The following is a 12,573-nucleotide window of genomic DNA, read 5'->3' as shown; positions in this document are numbered from 1 at the left end:
GCCCCTGACCTGCGGATCACCGCCCCCAGCGGCCCTCTTCCGCCGCGTATCCGTACACCGGCCGGCCGGGGGCCGCGCTCGTGCGCAGCGGCCGCCCGTCGTCGTCGATGCGGAGGGTGCCCGAGCCGGACGGCGCGGACCACCGGAGGTCGAGGGACCAGTCGCAGTCGCAGCCCGTGGTGACCGCCTCCACCCGCAGGACGACCGGTTCGGCCGCCGAGACGCGCATCGGGAAGGCGGGGGCCGGCAGCGTGCCCCCGGCGTCGTTCCCGGCGACCGGGCGGGCCAGCGGGCGCGGCGCGTCCAGGTTGACGGCGAAGACGGCCGGGGTGAGCGCCCCGCCGCAGCCCTGCGACATCTGGTAGACGTTCCAGGCCGGCGGGGTACGCCGGCCCGACACGCGGACCTGCAGGTCCTCCAGGACCACGGCGCCCGCGCCCGTGCCGTGCAGGGTGACCTCCACGATCTGCTTCCCGGCGTGCACGGCGCGCTGCGCCGACGCCCAGGCGGGCGCGTCCGCCTCCACGGGCGGCGCGGGCACCGATCCCGGACCCCGCTCGGCCAGGTAGGCGTGATCACAGCCCGCGGTCCACACGTGCGACCGGACCGCCGCCCTGAGGGGTGCTGCCGGAGCCCGGGGCGGAGCCGGGGCCGGCGATGACGCGGAGGGCGGGAGGGCGGACCCCGGACCCGAACCGCCGGCCGGCGGCGAGGGTTCCGGTGTCCTCGTGGCCCCTGGTTCCGATGCCGGGGCGGACGCCGTTCCGGAGGCGCCCGCGGAGGCCGCGGGCGCCGTCGTACCCGCCCCGGGCCCGTTCCCCTCGGCCGTCGTCCCCGTCCGGGCTCCGGCCCGCGGCGCCCGGAGCTCGGGGCCGGCCGCCGCGAGCAGGGCCACGGCCACCGCGCCCGCCGCCACCCCCGCGGCGGTGACCACCGCCGCCCGCCGCCGGTACCAGGGCCTGCCGCCCGCGGGCTCCGCGACGGCGGCCGGCTCCCCCACGACGACGGGCTGCGCCCCCAACTCCGACTCCGGCTCAGGCCCCGGTTCCGGCCCTTCCCCCGACTCCGGCTCCGCAGGCGCCCCCGCGCGCCGCCGCGCATCGGCCAGCAGCCAGGCCCGGTGCAGGTCCACCGCCTCCCCCGGCGAGGCCCCACAGGCCCGTGCGAAGCGGTCCACCACCGCGAACTCCACCGGCAGCGCATCCCCGTTGCAGTAGCGGTGCAAGGTCGACGTACTCGTGTGCAGGCGGCGCGCCAGGGCCCCGTAACTCAGCCCCCCGCGCTCCTTCAGCTCCCGCATCAGCCGCGCGAAATTCTCGGCCTCGCTCACCGTGTTCCCCCGTCCGGCGTCCCGTGACTGCGTTCCATGCCTGAGGTGTTCCCCCAGGTGACCGTGCGTACGGCCGTTCCGGCGTCCCGAGTTCGCGCCGAACCGTGGCCGGCCGGGCGGCCCGGGGAACAGGCTCGTCAGGCACACCGAACCGCTCACGGGGAGACCGTTCATGTTCCGACGCACCGACACCGTCGCCACCCTCGCCACCGCGCTCGTCGCGGCGGCGACCGCCTTCGTCCTCACCACCTCCGCCTCCGCCACGGCCGCCACCGCGACGCCCGTCCCGCCCGGCTTCCTGGCCGGCGCCGACCTGCCGCCGCACCCCGGCTCGGCCTGGTACCCGGGCAAGATCACCAAGGGGCTGCCCGAGTTCGCGCCGTTCTGCCTGGACGGCGTGCTTCCGGCGGCGGGCAGCTGGCACCGCGCCTTCGGCACCGAGTTCGACACCGGTGCCGTGCAGGTCTCCGTACGGTCCTCCTCGGCCTCCGCCGCCGCCGAACTCGTCGGCAGGCTGGAGCGCAAGGTCGCGGCCTGCGCCGCCGACTGGCTGCGGACGACCCCGGGCGGGACCGCCTCCTGGGAGGACTACGGAACGCTCCCCGTCGAGGAGGGCGCGCACGTCTACGGGGTCCACACCTCGATCCCCGACTCGGAGCCCGGCGTGCACCTCTACGGGATCGGGCGCGACGGCTCCACCGTGACCGTCGTGAAGTGGGGCGAGATGGGCGACCTGTCCCAGGCCCCGGTCGCCGCGTTCAAGAGGACGACCACGACGGCCGTGAACAAGCTCAACCCGTAGCCCGGCCGCCGACCGGCGTGGGACCGCGCCGGAGTGGGACCATGGACGGGAGAGGCGATGGCCATGCGTTCCGGGAATGAGCCGGTGACCGCGCGCAGTCCGCTGCGGCTGCGGTTCTGGCTGGGTGTCTGGGGGCTGATCTGGGCCGCCGCCGGGACGGCCGCCTTCTCGATGGCGGGCCGTCCGGGATGGGCGGCGGCCTGCGGGGCCCTGGCGGTCATCGTGACCGTGGACCTGGCCATGATCGTGCGCCACATCCGGCAGGGGCCGCACTACCAGCCGGGCCGGGACATCCCGCCGTACGAGCCGCCCCACAGCCGGTGAAACCGGCGAGCCGGCAGCCCGTAGGCGATCCGCTCAGGCCTGGTCCTCGAAGCGGGCCGCCGCCAGGTACTCCGGCTGCGGGTCGAGGGCGGCGGCCAGGCGGAAGTGCTTGCGCGCCTGCTCGGGCCGGCCCACGCGCTGATGAGTACGGGCCAGGGCGAAGTGGGCGAAGGCGTTGTCCGGCTCCCGCTCCAGCACCAGCTCGAACTCCAGCTCCGCCGGACGCAGTTGCGCCGCGGCGAAGAAGGCCCGGGCCCGCAGCAGCCGCGCCGCCGTGTTCTCCGGATGGGCGGCTATGACCGAGTCGAGCAGCTTGACCGCGCCGCGCGGGTCGCGTGCGGCCAGCAGCTGCTCGGCGGCCCGGAAGTCGATGACGTGGGTCTCCGGGCTGGCCGGCGTGGGGCGCGTGGTCTCGGACACGGTCGGAATCCTTCCCTCTACGAGCGCGTTCAACGCCCCCACCACGGCCGCTATTCCATGCACACGTCAGGCGGTCGCGCCGGCGGCCCGGGCCGTGAGCTCCTCCCACACCTTGCGCACCTGCGGCTCCAGCGCCTCCAGGGGCCCGTCGTTGTCGATCACGAGGGTGGCCACAGCGAGCCGCTGCTCCCGGGTGGCCTGCGCGGCCATCCGGGCCCGCGCCTCCTCCTCGGCCATCCCGCGCAGCGCCGTCAGCCGCGCCAGCTGCGTCGCCGGCGCCGCGTCCACCACGACCACCAGGTCGTAGAGGGGCGCCAGGCCGTTCTCCGCGAGCAGCGGTACGTCGTGCACCACGATCGCGTCGGCTCCCGCGGCGGCCTCCAGCTCGGCGGACCGGGCCCCGACCAGCGGGTGCACGATCGCGTTGAGCGTCTGGAGTTTCGCCGGGTCCGAGAACACGAGGGACCCGAGCTTCGGCCGGTCCAGCACCCCCTCGGCGGTCAGCACCGACCCGCCGAAGGCCGCCACGACGGCCGCGAGCCCCGGTGTACCGGGCTCCACGACCTCGCGCGCGATCCGATCGGCGTCGACGACGACCGCCCCGTACCCCGCCAGCAGCCGCGAGACCTCGCTCTTGCCGGCACCGATTCCGCCCGTCAGGCCCACTTTCAGCATGCCCGCAGCCTAGACCCCGCCCCCGGCGCCCCTACAGCCCCGTCGGCGTCAGTTCTCGCCCTCGCGCTCCGCCAGGAACCGCTCGAACTCGCGCCCGATCTCGTCCGCCGACGGAATCTCCGCGGGCTCGGCGATCATGTTGCCCCGGGTCTCGGCTCCGGCGGCCGCGTCGAACTGGTGCTCCAGCCCCTGGACCAGGGCGACCAGCTCCTCGTCGCCCTCCCGGATCTGCCGGTCGATCTCCGTCTGCGTGCGGTGCGCCTCGGTCCGCAGCGCGTGCGCCACGGCCGGCAGGACGAGCCCGGTCGCCGCCGTGATCGCCTCCAGCACCGTCAGCGCGGCGTCCGGGTACGGGGAGCGCGCGACGTAGTGCGGTACGTGTGCGGCGACGCCCAGCACGTCGTGCCCGGCCTGGGCCAGGCGGAACTCCACCAGGGACTCCGCGCTGCCCGGCACCTGCGCCTCGTCGAAGGGACTGCGGTGGCCGGGCATGAGGTCGGTCCGGTTGCCGTGCGGGGTGATGCCCACGGGACGGGTGTGCGGAACGCCCATCGGGATGCCGTGGAAGTTGACCGAGAGCCGGACCCCGAGGCGTTCGACGATCTGCCGGACGGCGACGGAGAAGCGCTCCCACTCCACGTCCGGCTCCGGGCCGGACAGCAGCAGGAAGGGGGCTCCGGTGGCGTCCTGGACCAGCCGGACCTCCAGCCGGGGCTCCTCGAACTCCGTCCAGTGGTCGCGCTGGAAGGTCAGCAGCGGGCGGCGTGCCCGGTAGTCCACCAGCCGGTCCGCGTCGAACCGGGCGACCACCTGGTGGGGCAGGGTGTCCAGCAGCCGCTCGACGATCTGCTCGCCGGCCTCACCCGCGTCGATGTACCCCTCGAAGTGGTACAGCATGACCAGCCCGGCCGAGTCCTGGGCGACCGCCAGGTCGGCCACCGCCAGGCCCTTGGCATCCCATTCGTACAAACCCTGTGGATCAAGCACCGCCACCACTCCTCCTCGCCGCGTTCTCTGCCAAGAACGTCCAAGACGACGCGACCATTCCCCAGTTGGCCGCATTCACGGGAACGCAACGGATCAACGGCGGCCCGGCGGCGGCCCAGCGGCGCTCCGGCAGCGCTTCGGCGGCGCTCCGGCCGGAAACGCGGTGAGGCCCGCCCCCCGAAGGGGACGGGCCTCACCGTTCAACTCAGCTCAGCTCTGCTCACACCGGAGTGTGATGCGCGCTGCGATCAGCTCTGGCCGCCGGCCAGCTTCTCGCGGAGCGCGGCCAGGGCCTCGTCCGACGCCAGGGCGCCGGAGGTCTCGTCCGACTCCGAGGAGTACGAACCACCCGAGATGCCCGCACCGGCGTTGCCACCGGCGGCCGGGGCGGCAGCGCCCTCGGCAGCAGCGGCCTCGTCGGCCTCGCGGCTCTTGATGACCTGGGCCTGGTGCTGCTCGAAGCGCTGCTGCGCCTCGGCGTACTGGGTCTCCCAGGCCTCGCGCTGCTTCTCGTAGCCCTCGAGCCAGTCGTTGGTCTCGGGGTCGAAGCCCTCGGGGTAGATGTAGTTGCCCTGGTCGTCGTAAGACGCGGCCATGCCGTACAGGGTCGGGTCGAACTCGACCGACGCCGGGTCGGCACCGAAGGACTCGTTGGCCTGCTTCAGGGACAGCGAGATCCGGCGACGCTCGAGGTCGATGTCGATGACCTTGACGAAGATCTCGTCGTTGACCTGGACGACCTGCTCCGGGATCTCCACGTGGCGCTCGGCCAGCTCGGAGATGTGGACCAGACCCTCGATGCCCTCGTCCACGCGGACGAACGCACCGAACGGAACCAGCTTGGTGACCTTACCCGGGACGACCTGACCGATCTGGTGGGTCCGGGCGAACTGCTGCCACGGGTCCTCCTGCGTCGCCTTCAGCGACAGGGAGACGCGCTCGCGGTCCATGTCAACGTCGAGAACCTCGACGGTGACCTCCTGGCCGACCTCGACAACCTCGGACGGGTGGTCGATGTGCTTCCAGGACAGCTCGGAGACGTGGACGAGACCGTCGACGCCACCCAGGTCCACGAAGGCACCGAAGTTGACGATCGAGGAAACGACGCCGGAGCGGACCTGACCCTTCTGCAGGGTGGTGAGGAACGTCTGGCGAACCTCGGACTGGGTCTGCTCCAGCCAGGCACGGCGGGACAGGACCACGTTGTTGCGGTTCTTGTCCAGCTCGATGATCTTCGCCTCGAGCTCCTTGCCCACGTAGGGCTGGAGGTCGCGGACACGACGCATCTCGACGAGAGAGGCCGGCAGGAAGCCGCGGAGGCCGATGTCGAGGATGAGACCACCCTTGACGACCTCGATGACGGTACCGGTGACGATGCCGTCTTCTTCCTTGATCTTCTCGATCGTGCCCCAGGCACGCTCGTACTGAGCGCGCTTCTTGGACAGGATCAGGCGGCCTTCCTTGTCCTCCTTCTGGAGAACCAGGGCCTCGATCTCGTCGCCGACCTTGACGACCTCGTTCGGGTCGACGTCGTGCTTGATCGAGAGCTCACGGCTCGGGATCACGCCTTCGGTCTTGTAACCGATGTCGAGCAGGACCTCGTCCCGGTCGACCTTCACGATGACGCCGTCGACGATGTCGCCGTCGTTGAAGTACTTGATCGTCTCGTCGATCGCGGCGAGGAAGGCTTCCTCGTTACCGATGTCGTTGACCGCTACCTGCGGAGTGGTAGAGGTGGTCTCGGTGCTGCTCGTCATGTGGGAAAGGGCTCCGGTTACGGACAGAAAGTCGTAGGTACTGCTACGCCGGGAGCCCTTATCGGCATCTGCCGAAGCCGGACAGCCAAGGAGACCCCCATTCCGCGAAGTGCGGCGGGGCCTCGAAAACCGAGGGGACATCAACAGATACAAGCGCAGCCTGCTAGGTCTGAGGAGCACAGGCTCGCAGCGCAACTTGTAGCATACGGGGGCGGCCGGACAGGGTCAATGCGCGAAGGCGCACACCCCGGGCGGATCACCGCATAACCGGCACAATTCGTGGGCGGGAGCGCGTTCCTGACGCTTCCTGCCACTTTCCGAAGACATTCGCAGACTACGACGACGGGCCCCATGAACCAAGAGGACTACGCCTCCGAAGACGCGTACGAAGCCGATCCGGGCTCCGTGGAAGACGCCGAGGCCACACGGCGTGACGCGGGGGAAGCGGAGAGCAGCCGGGCGAGCCGGGGCTGGTGGGACCGCAACGCCGACGAGTACCAGAGCGAGCACGGCGCCTTCCTCGGCGACGACCGCTTCGTATGGGGGCCCGAAGGACTGGACGAGACGGAGGCGGCCCTCCTCGGCCCCGCCGGCTCCCTCAAGGACAAGGACGTCCTGGAGATCGGCGCCGGCGCCGCCCAGTGCTCGCGCTGGCTGGCCGCGCAGGGCGCCCGCCCGGTGGCCCTCGACCTCTCCCACCGCCAGCTCCAGCACGCCCTGCGCATCGGCGATGACGTCCCCCTGGTCGAGGCCGACGCCGGAAGGCTCCCCTTCCGCGACGGCTCCTTCGACCTGGCCTGCTCCGCCTACGGCGCCGTCCCCTTCGTCGCCGACCCCGTCAACGTCATGCGCGAGGTGCACCGCGTCCTGCGCCCCGGCGGCCGCTGGGTCTTCTCCGTCACCCACCCCATCCGCTGGGCCTTCCCCGACGAGCCCGGCCCCGAGGGGCTGTCCGTCGCCGCCTCCTACTTCGACCGGACCCCGTACGTGGAGCAGGACGAGCAGGGGCGCGCGGTGTACGTCGAGCACCACCGCACCCTCGGCGACCGGGTCCGCGACGTGGTGGCGGGCGGCTTCCGCCTGGTCGACCTGGTCGAGCCGGAGTGGCCCGAGTGGAACAGCCAGGAGTGGGGCGGCTGGTCCCCGCTGCGCGGCAACCTGATCCCGGGCACCGCGATCTTCGTGTGCGAGAGGGCCTGATCCCTTGATCCGCCAGGCCGCCCTCGACGCCCTCCCCGTAGGAGAGGCCGTACCCGCGCTGATCTCCGCGCTGGACGGCCACGGCGCCGCGGTGCTCTGCGCCCCGCCCGGCACCGGCAAGACCACGCTGGTGCCGCTGGTGCTGGCGGGGCTGGTGGGCGGCGGGCCACGGCGCCGGGTCGTGGTCGCCGAGCCGCGGCGGATCGCCGCCCGGGCCGCCGCGCGGCGGATGGCCTGGCTGCTGGGCGAGCAGGTCGGCGGCGCGGTCGGCTTCACCGTGCGCGGGGAGCGGGTGGCGGGTCCCGGCACGGTGGTGGAGGTGGTCACCACCGGGGTGCTGCTCCAGCGGCTCCAGCGCGACCAGGAGCTGACCGGGGTCGACGTGGTGGTCCTGGACGAGTGCCACGAGCGGCACCTGGACGCCGACACGGTCGCCGCCTTCCTCCTCGACGTACGGGAGACCCTGCGCCCGGAGCTCCGGCTCGTGGCGGCCTCGGCGACGACGGACTCCGCCGGCTGGGCCCGCGTGCTCGGGGGCGCGCCGGTGGTGGAGGCCGCGGGGGTCTCGTACCCGGTGGAGACCGTGTGGGCCCCGCCGGCCCGGCCGGTGCGGCCCCCGCACGGGATGCGGGTGGATCCGGCGCAGCTGACGCACGTGGCCTCGGTGGTGCGGCGGGCCCTGGCGGAGCGTTCGGGTGACGTGCTGTGCTTCCTGCCCGGCGTCGGCGAGATCGCGCGGGTGGCGGGGCAGCTGGGCGGGGTGGACGCGGAGGTGCTGCAGGTCCACGGCCGGGCCCCGGCCGCCGTGCAGGACGCGGCGCTGACGGCCTCGGACCACCGCCGGGTGATCCTTTCCACCGCGGTGGCGGAGTCGAGCCTGACCGTTCCCGGAGTACGGGTGGTGGTGGACTCGGGGCTGGCCCGCGAGCCCCGGGTGGACCATGCCCGGGGGCTGGGCGCGCTGGCGACCGTACGGGCCTCCCGCGCGGCCGGGCGGCAGCGGGCGGGCCGGGCCGGGCGTGAGGCGCCGGGTGCCGTGTACCGCTGCTGGGCCGAGGCGGAGGACGGCCGGCTGCCGGCGTTCCCGTCGCCGGAGATACGCATCGCCGATCTGGCGCAGTTCGCCCTGCAGGCCGCGTGCTGGGGCGACCCGGACGCGTCCGGACTGGCCCTGCTGGACCCGCCGCCCGCCGGGGCGATGGCCGCGGCGCGGGAGGTGCTGGTCGCGGTGGGCGCGGTGTCCCCGGCGGGGCGGCCGACCGCGCGCGGGCTGCGGATGGCCCGGCTCGGGCTGCACCCGCGGCTGGCCCGTGCCCTGCTGGACGGCTCGGCCGCGCTCGGTGCCCGGCGGGCGGCGGAGCTGGTGGCCCTGCTCAGCGAGGAGCCGCCGCGCGAGTACGGGGACGACCTGGCCGGTGCGTGGCGGCAGGCCCGGCGGGGCGGCGACGGCTACGCGGCGCGGTGGCAGGCGGAGGTCCGGCGGCTGGACCGTGCCGTGCGCGACCCTGCGGGGCTCTCCCCCACCCCGCCCCTTCCCGAAACCGGGGCTCCGCCACGGACCCCTTCGGGGGCTCCGCCCCCGCACCCCCGCGCCTCAAACGCCGGCGAGGCTGTCTCTTCAGCCCCTCCGGCGTTTGAGGAGCGGGGTCCGGGGCGGAGCCCCGGCAGTGGTGCTGCGCACGATGACGGGGCCGCCGGGCTCGTCGCCGCGCTGGCGTTTCCGGAGCGGGTGGCCAAGGCCAAGGGGGAGGGGGCCTTCCTCATGGCCTCCGGGACCGGGGCCGAGCTCGGCGACGGGTCACCGCTGCGCCGCGCGCCCTGGCTCGCCGTCGCAGTCGCCGACAGGCCCCCGCACTCCGCCTCCGCCCGGATCCGGCTGGCCGCGGTCATCGACGAGGACACCGCCCTGGCCGCCGCCGCCCACCTGCGGACCGAGGGCGAGGAGGTGCGCTGGGAGGACGGGGACCTGATCGCCCGCGCGGCGCAGCGGCTCGGGGCGATCGAGCTGGCCGTGCGCCCGCTGCGCACCCCCGACCCGGCGCTCGTACGGGCCGCCCTGCTCGACGGGCTCCGCTCCGAGGGCCTCGGCCTGTTGCGCTGGTCCCAGGACGCGCAGGCCCTTCGGGCCCGGCTGGGCTTCCTGCACCGCACGCTCGGCGGCGCGTGGCCCGACGTAGAAGGGGACGGCGCCCTGCTGGACCGCGCCGACGAATGGCTGGAGCCCGAGCTGTCGCGGGCCCGGCGCCGCGCGGACCTGGGACGGATCGACGCCGGGCAGGCGCTGAACCGGCTGCTGCCGTGGGCCACCGGTGAGGCCGCCCGGCTGGACGAGCTGGCTCCGGAACGGCTGGAGGTGCCCAGCGGATCCCGGATCCGGCTGGACTACTCCGCCGAGCACGGCCAGCCGGTGCTCGCGGTGAAGCTCCAGGAGCTGTTCGGGCTGGCCGAGACCCCGAAGGTGGCCGGTGTGCCGGTGCTGGTGCACCTGCTGTCGCCCGCCGGACGGCCCGCCGCCGTCACCGCCGACCTCGCCTCCTTCTGGCAGGGCGGCTACCGCGCCGTCCGTGCCGAGCTGCGCGGCCGCTACCCCAAGCACCCCTGGCCGGAGGACCCGGCCACCGCCGAGCCCACCCGCCACACGAACGCCCGGCTCAGGCGCTGACCTCTTCCCCTTCTTCCCGCACCCGCCGGCTGCGGGCCTCCAGCCACAGCGCCAGCCCCAGCAGCGCGAGCCCGCCGCCGGCCAGGCCGACGGGCGCGTAGGTGTGCAGTGCGAGGACCTTCATCCGGTTCGACTTGACCAGGTCGACGGTGTAGTCGGAGTAGTCCTCGCGCATCGTCACGTGCCCGGCGAAGGCGGTGAGCTTGCCGTCGGGGCCGCCCGCCGCGATGCCGCCCCGCATCTCCTGCTGGATGTCCTGCTCGGCGTTGACCGGCGCCCCGGTCACCGGGTCTACCCAGAACCTCACCTTGGCGGTGTACCAGAGGGTGGTTCCGGTGGCGGCCTCGATCGTCGACGGGTCGATGCCCTCGATCGGCATCTTCTTCGGCATGGAGACCTTGGTCCAGGGGATCGTCTGCTCGAAGTAGTAGACGTCCATGCCCTTGAAGGTGCGCGGTCCGACGTAGTGGATCGGCGAGGAGGTGCGGGTCTGCGCGTCGAAGTACAGGTAGTCGCGCGGCTCGGTGAAGAAGGGCCACTTGAACTCGATGCCCTCGCGCTTGACGGCGTCCCCGTCGACCATCTCGCCGGTGGCGTGCACCGGGTCCTGGGTGTGGGCGTCGAATATGTAGCGCTCGGGGATCTGGGAGACCATCTTGCCGTCGGGGCCGATGATGTAGGACAGCGTGTCCCAGACGACGACGTCCTTGCCCGCGCTCGACTCGATCTCCTTCGACGCCTCCACGTTCCCCTTGAGGGTCTGGACGATCGTGACCTTGTCGACCTTCTTGGGCTGCATGCCGCCGGTGTAGTCGAGGAGGGTCGCGTCCTTCGCCTCCAGGACCATCTCCTGGTACTGGCTCGGCGGGATCTTGGCGAGGCGGGGGTACGCGTACCAGCGCAGCAGTGGCGCGAGGGCTGCGCAGAACACGGCTAGGGCCAGCAGGACAAGGCTCGCTCTGCGTCGCAAGGCCGGGCCCTCCTCTACTTTCCGGGCGCGGGGGGCGCGGTGGTGAGCAGGGGCTTGGGTGAGGTCTCGCCTTCGGGCACCCCGAACGCCGTGATGGCGAACACGAGGGCCAGCGCGGCCGCGAGGCCGATGGCGGCGGCGACGAATGCGCGCATGCCGGGGCTCCGAAATCTGATGAGGCGTCAGAGATGGGGCACCGTAGCAACGCGGGGGCGAGATGAGAACCGTTCGAGCCGCAGATCACCACTGGGCCACCCGGGGGGCCTCGGCACCCGCCGGCACACCCGCCCCCGCGTTGCGCACGGCGGGACACCCACCCCATGGAACACTGATCGCAACAGAATGTAATCAAATGATTACATATGGCGATCGGAGAAGTGATGTACAGACGTCGGCTCAAGGCCGTGGCCCTGGCCGTGCCGTTCGTGGTCGCGGTCAGTCTCGGCAGCACTGCGGGCGCGACCTCCCTGGCAGCCATTCCGTGCGACGTCACCGCACTCAACAACGCGATCAACGCCGCGAACAACAACACCGGACCGCACACCATCCGGCTCGCACCCAAATGCGTCTACAACGTCCTCACTCCCGCGTCGACCGGCGGTCTCGGCCTCAACGCCCTGCCCATTATCACGGGCACCGTCACGCTGCTGGGAGACAAGACCACCATCCGACGGGATCCCGACGCGACCGAGGGCTTCCGGATCGCGGAGGTCGACGGCCCCAACGGGCGCCTGACCATCGAGGGTGTCACCGCGACCGGTGGCGGCTATCTCGAGTACGGCGGCACCTACCTGCCCAGATCCGGAGGGACGCTCATCCTCAAGCACAGCACCGTGACCAACAGCACGGCGAACGTGGGGGGCGCCATCGTCGTGGACCTGAGCAGCACTCTTGAGATGCACGACAGCGTCGTGCGGGACAGTGCTGCCGTGCAGGGTGGTGCCATCTACAACGGGCCGGGAAGCACCACCCTGCTGCAGAAGACCAAAGTGGTGCGGAACCAGGCCACGGAGTTTGGGGGCGGCATCTTCACCGCCGGGGTCTCTCTGACCATCAAGAACTCGCACATCGAAGGCAACCGCGCCTTCCAGCAGGGCGGCGGAATCTACAACGACCGCGCTCCGATGGACATCTCTTCGACGACCATCGCGGACAACCGCGCGGGCCAAATGGGTGGCGGCATCGCCAATGACGGCACCACCACGCTGACGGACACAAAGGTGCGGCGCAACATCGCGCTCAACGGCGGCGGCGTCTGGCAAGGAACCTCTGGCGGCTCCCTGACCCTCGTCAGGAGCCGGATCTTCGACAACACGCCCAACAACTGCCGGCCCGTCGGGGTGATTCTCGGCTGCACGAACTGACCCCAGGCTCGATCCGCGAGCCCGACTTGATCCACAAGGCGCGGCCTGGTGCTGTGACCCGGTGAACCTTCCCGGTCACAGC

At 72.7% G+C, this 12,573-nt stretch carries 12 protein-coding genes; 5 read left to right on the top strand and 7 right to left on the bottom strand.

Going from position 1 to position 12,573, the window contains the following annotated elements; genetic code table 11:
* Positions 1-16: 16 nt before the first annotated feature.
* Complete coding sequence (locus tag ACIPYQ_RS33190) at positions 17-1,330, bottom strand: helix-turn-helix domain-containing protein (protein ID WP_401257797.1); 1,314 nt, start codon at positions 1,328-1,330, stop codon at positions 17-19.
* Positions 1,331-1,502: 172 nt separating this feature from the next.
* Here ACIPYQ_RS33190 and ACIPYQ_RS33185 point away from each other — a divergent pair, with 172 nt between their 5' ends.
* On the top strand, positions 1,503-2,132 hold the full coding sequence (locus tag ACIPYQ_RS33185; protein ID WP_401257796.1) for a hypothetical protein: 630 nt from the start codon (positions 1,503-1,505) through the stop codon (positions 2,130-2,132).
* Positions 2,133-2,195: 63 nt separating this feature from the next.
* Positions 2,196-2,456 carry a DUF6343 family protein gene (locus ACIPYQ_RS33180; protein WP_361770592.1) on the top strand — a complete coding sequence of 87 codons (261 nt, stop codon included), beginning with the start codon at positions 2,196-2,198 and terminating at the stop codon, positions 2,454-2,456.
* A gap of 33 nt (positions 2,457-2,489) precedes the next feature.
* Here the strand turns inward: ACIPYQ_RS33180 and ACIPYQ_RS33175 are convergent, their stop codons facing one another.
* The 4 genes from ACIPYQ_RS33175 to rpsA all read right to left on the bottom strand — a co-directional run bounded on the left by ACIPYQ_RS33175 (position 2,490) and on the right by rpsA (position 6,295).
* Positions 2,490-2,876 (bottom strand): tetratricopeptide repeat protein, encoded by a 387-nt coding sequence (locus tag ACIPYQ_RS33175; protein WP_401257795.1) that lies wholly within the window; start codon positions 2,874-2,876, stop codon positions 2,490-2,492.
* A 66-nt stretch (positions 2,877-2,942) separates the two neighbouring features.
* Positions 2,943-3,551, bottom strand: a complete 609-nt coding sequence (gene coaE, locus ACIPYQ_RS33170) for a dephospho-CoA kinase (RefSeq protein WP_401257794.1) — start codon at positions 3,549-3,551, stop codon at positions 2,943-2,945.
* Positions 3,552-3,599: 48 nt separating this feature from the next.
* Entirely contained in the window at positions 3,600-4,538 is a 939-nt protein-coding gene (locus ACIPYQ_RS33165; RefSeq protein WP_361770600.1) for a PAC2 family protein, read from the bottom strand.
* Positions 4,539-4,786: 248 nt separating this feature from the next.
* The gene (rpsA, locus tag ACIPYQ_RS33160; protein ID WP_327413389.1) at positions 4,787-6,295 is read right to left on the bottom strand and encodes a 30S ribosomal protein S1; all 1,509 of its coding nucleotides are present in this window, start codon (positions 6,293-6,295) and stop codon (positions 4,787-4,789) included.
* A gap of 351 nt (positions 6,296-6,646) precedes the next feature.
* Between rpsA and ACIPYQ_RS33155 the strand changes: the two genes are divergently transcribed.
* Both ACIPYQ_RS33155 and ACIPYQ_RS33150 read left to right on the top strand, forming a co-directional pair.
* On the top strand, positions 6,647-7,495 hold the full coding sequence (locus ACIPYQ_RS33155; RefSeq protein WP_401257793.1) for a class I SAM-dependent methyltransferase: 849 nt from the start codon (positions 6,647-6,649) through the stop codon (positions 7,493-7,495).
* A 4-nt stretch (positions 7,496-7,499) separates the two neighbouring features.
* Positions 7,500-10,157 (top strand): ATP-dependent RNA helicase, encoded by a 2,658-nt coding sequence (locus tag ACIPYQ_RS33150; protein ID WP_401257792.1) that lies wholly within the window; start codon positions 7,500-7,502, stop codon positions 10,155-10,157.
* Here the strand turns inward: ACIPYQ_RS33150 and ACIPYQ_RS33145 are convergent.
* A complete protein-coding gene (locus tag ACIPYQ_RS33145; RefSeq protein WP_401257791.1) occupies positions 10,147-11,127 on the bottom strand; it encodes a DUF3068 domain-containing protein in 981 nt (326 codons plus the stop codon). The two genes, ACIPYQ_RS33150 and ACIPYQ_RS33145, sit on opposite strands and share 11 nt — an antisense overlap.
* A 14-nt stretch (positions 11,128-11,141) precedes the next feature.
* Positions 11,142-11,282, bottom strand: a complete 141-nt coding sequence (locus tag ACIPYQ_RS33140) for an SPW_0924 family protein (protein WP_150256957.1) — start codon at positions 11,280-11,282, stop codon at positions 11,142-11,144.
* Positions 11,283-11,489: 207 nt separating this feature from the next.
* On the opposite strand from ACIPYQ_RS33140, the gene ACIPYQ_RS33135 reads away from it, so the two are divergent.
* Complete coding sequence (locus ACIPYQ_RS33135; RefSeq protein ID WP_401257790.1) at positions 11,490-12,491, top strand: hypothetical protein; 1,002 nt, start codon at positions 11,490-11,492, stop codon at positions 12,489-12,491.
* Positions 12,492-12,573 lie beyond the last annotated feature (82 nt).

Source organism: Streptomyces sp. NPDC090045 (genome assembly GCF_044747975.1).
Taxonomy (GTDB): domain Bacteria; phylum Actinomycetota; class Actinomycetes; order Streptomycetales; family Streptomycetaceae; genus Streptomyces.
Note: the sequence above shows the minus strand (reverse complement) of the source record. Positions and strands in the feature narration are given on the sequence as shown.

What these genes read in the sequence shown, in the direction of transcription:
- ACIPYQ_RS33180 (WP_361770592.1), top strand. Translation starts at nt 2,196, where the DNA reads ATGCGTTCCGGGAATGAGCCGGTGACCGCGCGCAGTCCGCTGCGGCTG.
- rpsA (WP_327413389.1), bottom strand. Translation starts at nt 6,295, where the DNA reads ATGACGAGCAGCACCGAGACCACCTCTACCACTCCGCAGGTAGCGGTC.
- ACIPYQ_RS33185 (WP_401257796.1), top strand. Translation starts at nt 1,503, where the DNA reads ATGTTCCGACGCACCGACACCGTCGCCACCCTCGCCACCGCGCTCGTC.
- ACIPYQ_RS33155 (WP_401257793.1), top strand. Translation starts at nt 6,647, where the DNA reads ATGAACCAAGAGGACTACGCCTCCGAAGACGCGTACGAAGCCGATCCG.
- ACIPYQ_RS33140 (WP_150256957.1), bottom strand. Translation starts at nt 11,282, where the DNA reads ATGCGCGCATTCGTCGCCGCCGCCATCGGCCTCGCGGCCGCGCTGGCC.
- coaE (WP_401257794.1), bottom strand. Translation starts at nt 3,551, where the DNA reads ATGCTGAAAGTGGGCCTGACGGGCGGAATCGGTGCCGGCAAGAGCGAG.
- ACIPYQ_RS33135 (WP_401257790.1), top strand. Translation starts at nt 11,490, where the DNA reads ATGGCGATCGGAGAAGTGATGTACAGACGTCGGCTCAAGGCCGTGGCC.